General features: G+C 69.3%; 4 protein-coding genes. 1 reads left to right on the plus strand and 3 read right to left on the minus strand.

All coding sequences use genetic code 11. The features are described from left to right. The 3 genes from EIP85_RS23370 to EIP85_RS22455 form a co-directional block, all read right to left on the minus strand. Positions 1 to 123: VOC family protein (locus EIP85_RS23370; RefSeq protein WP_241560153.1), on the minus strand; the 123-nt coding region annotated here is incomplete at its 3' end. Beyond that, positions 120 to 1,430: a phenylacetate--CoA ligase family protein gene (locus tag EIP85_RS22450; protein ID WP_127904427.1), complete on the minus strand. Its 1,311-nt coding sequence runs from the start codon at positions 1,428 to 1,430 to the stop codon at positions 120 to 122. The genes EIP85_RS23370 and EIP85_RS22450, both read right to left, overlap by 4 nt. Then, complete coding sequence (locus EIP85_RS22455) at positions 1,427 to 2,212, minus strand: citryl-CoA lyase (protein WP_127904428.1); 786 nt, start codon at positions 2,210 to 2,212, stop codon at positions 1,427 to 1,429. The genes EIP85_RS22450 and EIP85_RS22455 overlap by 4 nt, the downstream gene beginning before the upstream one ends. Positions 2,213 to 2,331: 119 nt before the next feature. On the opposite strand from EIP85_RS22455, the gene EIP85_RS22460 reads away from it, so the two are divergent. After that, a partial coding sequence (locus tag EIP85_RS22460; RefSeq protein ID WP_127904429.1) for a GntR family transcriptional regulator occupies positions 2,332 to 3,029 on the plus strand: 698 nt, incomplete at its 3' end.

Here is a 3,029-nt window from a genome sequence, read left to right on the forward strand (position 1 = left end):
GAGGTTGGGCTGCTCGAACACGAAGGGCATGCCGAGGAGGCCCTCCCAGAAGTCGATCGAGGTCTGCCGGTCGGCGCCGACGAGGGTGATGTGGTGGACGCCCTGGGCTTGCAGCTTTCTCATTGCGGTCTCCCTTCCTCCCTGGCTTCCGACCAGTCCACCAGTTTCGATTTGTAATCGGTCCGCGGCAGGCTGCCCGCGGGCACCAGCCGGATCCCGACCGTCGCAACCAGCGTCTCCCGGACCTTCCGCGCAATGGCCTCCGCCAGTCCTGCAGGCGCATCCGCACCCTCGGCCAGCTCCACGACCACCGGCAGCGGCGGCGCCTGTTTCGGGCCCTTTGCCTGCGGCCGGATCGAGATCACGCCGCTGACTGCCGGGGTGAAGCCGCCGATCACCTCGCGCAGCGCCGAAGGGTAGAGGTTCACGCCCCGGACGATCAGCATGTCGTCGGTCCGCCCGAGGCAGCGGATCCGCGGCGAGGGCCGGCCGCAGGGGCATGGCGCGGTGAAGACCCGCACATGGTCGCGCGAGCGGAAACGCAGAAGCGGCGCGGCACGGTGGTTCAGATGGGTGTAGACCAGCTCCCCCTCCGCGCCGTCCTCTAGCGGCACTGGCGCACCGGTCGCAGGGTCGATCAGCTCGAAATGGATGATCCCACCGCCGGAGAAATGCATCCCCTGCCGGTGCCCGCATTCGCCCCAGAGCGAGACGGCGATGTCGCCGATCCCCATCGCCTCCGTCACCTGCGCGCCCCAGCCCTCCTGCAGCCGTGCACGGAGCGCCGGCTCGCCGCCCCCCGGCTCCCCCGCCACCATCAGCCGGTGGACGGAGGAGGCGGCGGTGTCGATCCCCCGCGCCGCGGCCCATTCCAGCAGATGCAGCGCGTAGGAGGGCGTGAGCGCGATGATGTCGGGCCTGAGCAGGTCCACCGCGGTCATCAGCCGCTCGGTATTGCCGCTGCCGATCGGGATATGGCAGAGGCCAAGCGCCGTGAAGGCGTCGAGCGCGGCGCCTGCGGCGAAGGGCCCGGCGTTGTAGGTGGAGATGATGCTTTCCCCCGCCGCGAGGCCGGAGGCGCCGTAGGAGCGCGACGAGATGGTGATCCAGTTGGCGAGGTCGGGCTTCGTCAGCGGGATGTAACTCGGCGTTCCGGTGGTGCCGCTGGTCGAGTAGATCCGCACCACTTCAGAGAGCGGCGTGGCCAGATGCGCGCCGATGGCATTCTCCGGCGTGCGGCTGCGACGCAGATCGTCCTTCTCGGTAAAAGGCAAGGCGGTGATGGCGTCCAGCCCCCCGACCGCCTCCGGTCCGGCGAAGCCTGCAGCCCGCAGGCGTTCGCGGTAGAAAGGTGACCGGTCGAAGAGATAGGCGATCTGCGCGCGGTAGCGCGCGTCGTTCTCGTCGGCCGGGATGGTGGCGCGGTTCATGACCCCTCGCCTTCGTAGGTGATCGCCGCCTCCGCCTCGGCCGCCATCCGGAAGCCGATCGGGTTCTCCGCCTCCTCGGAGAGATGGGCCAGCAGGCTCGCGGTGCGGGCCAGGATCGGGATCGCCTTCAGCATCGCCGATGGGAAGCCGAGATCCAGCAGCACCGCCGCGATCGCCATCGAGACGTTCATCGGAAGCGTCCTCTCCCAGACCTCCGGCACGACCCGCTCCGCCAGCCGCGCGAGCCGCGTGAACCGGCCGAGCCCGCGCGCCTCCGCCTCCGTCAGGATGCGCTGCGCCCTAGGGTCGGTGGGCTTGTGCAGGGGATGGCCGAAGCCCGGCACCTTCCCGCCTGACCGGCGGATGCCGGCCGCATAGGCCCGCATCTCCGCCTCTGCATCGCCCGCGGCGGCATCGAGCCGCTCTGCCGCGCCGCGCAGGAAGGCGCCGCAGCTCTCCGAAGTGCCAAGCACGACCGAGCCGCAGCCGAGGATCCCCGCCGCCACCGCCGCCTGCAGCGCGCCTGGGTCGGCGTCGTACGTCATGCGGGCCACCTGGTTCGTCGGCACCAGCCCGTGCTCGGCAATGGCGACGAGGAGCAGGTCGAGAAAGAACACCTGATCCTCCGTCGCCGCCCGCCCCGTCACCAGCAGGTGGAAATACTCGGTGAAGCCCATCCGGCCCATCAGATCCGAGCAAAGATCGCGTCCCCGCACGGTCACACTGGCGGCATCCGCCGTGCTGATCGCCGTGGTGGCGCGGCCGGGCTTCCCGATCTGCATCGGCTCCTCCCTGAGCAGATTGCCAGACAATATTGTCCGACAAAGATTTATTGTCAATCAGCCCATCCGTCCCTAGGCTGGATTTGACAGACCGCTGGGGAGGCCAGCAGGGGAAGGGGATGACGCAGCAGGGACCGGAGCAAGAGGAGCGGGTGCATGGCACCAAGCCTATGAGCGCCGCGCGGCGGTTGACCGCGGCGATCCAGGCCGGCCATTACGCCCCGGGCCAGCGGCTGATCGAGGCGGAGCTGACCGCCAGCCTCGGCATCAGCCGCAGCGCGCTACGCGAGGCGTTCCGGGCGCTGGCCGCCGAGGGCACGATTGAGCTCGTCCCGAATCGCGGTGCGCTGGTGCGTCGGCTATCGCTGCGTGAGGCCTTGGAACTGTTCCAGATCCGTATGGAGCTAGAGGCGCTCGCCGCCCGCCTCGCGGCAACCAACATTGCCCGGCCCAAGGTCCGCAGCGCCTTTTCCGAGGCAACTGCCTCCATCCGGGACGAGACGCCGCGGCAATCGACCTCCGCCTACATCTGCGAGAATGCCGCCTTCCATGCCGCCATCTTCGAGGCGGCCGACAATCGCGAACTCGCCAGGTTGAACCGACGGCTCCAGTTGTCGCTCATCATGTCGCAGATCAGCCCGCTGCTGACGCAGGAAACGATCCGCGCCTCGCTCACCGAGCATCGCGCCATCGCCGCTGCGGTGCTTGCCGGCGATGCCGATTCCGCTGCCAGTGCCGCCCGCGCCCATCTTTCCCGCGCCCGGGATTTCGTCCGGAGCATGCCACCCAACGTCTTCCGCCGTGAGCCTGTCGAGGC

Origin of the sequence: Solirhodobacter olei (genome assembly GCF_004010155.1) — a bacterium.
GTDB classification, from domain to species: domain Bacteria; phylum Pseudomonadota; class Alphaproteobacteria; order Rhodobacterales; family Rhodobacteraceae; genus Solirhodobacter; species Solirhodobacter olei.

Bases quoted from the DNA above. Each gene is read 5' to 3' on its own strand.
- EIP85_RS22450 (WP_127904427.1), bottom strand. From the start codon at position 1,430: ATGAACCGCGCCACCATCCCGGCCGACGAGAACGACGCGCGCTACCGC.
- EIP85_RS22455 (WP_127904428.1), bottom strand. From the start codon at position 2,212: ATGCAGATCGGGAAGCCCGGCCGCGCCACCACGGCGATCAGCACGGCG.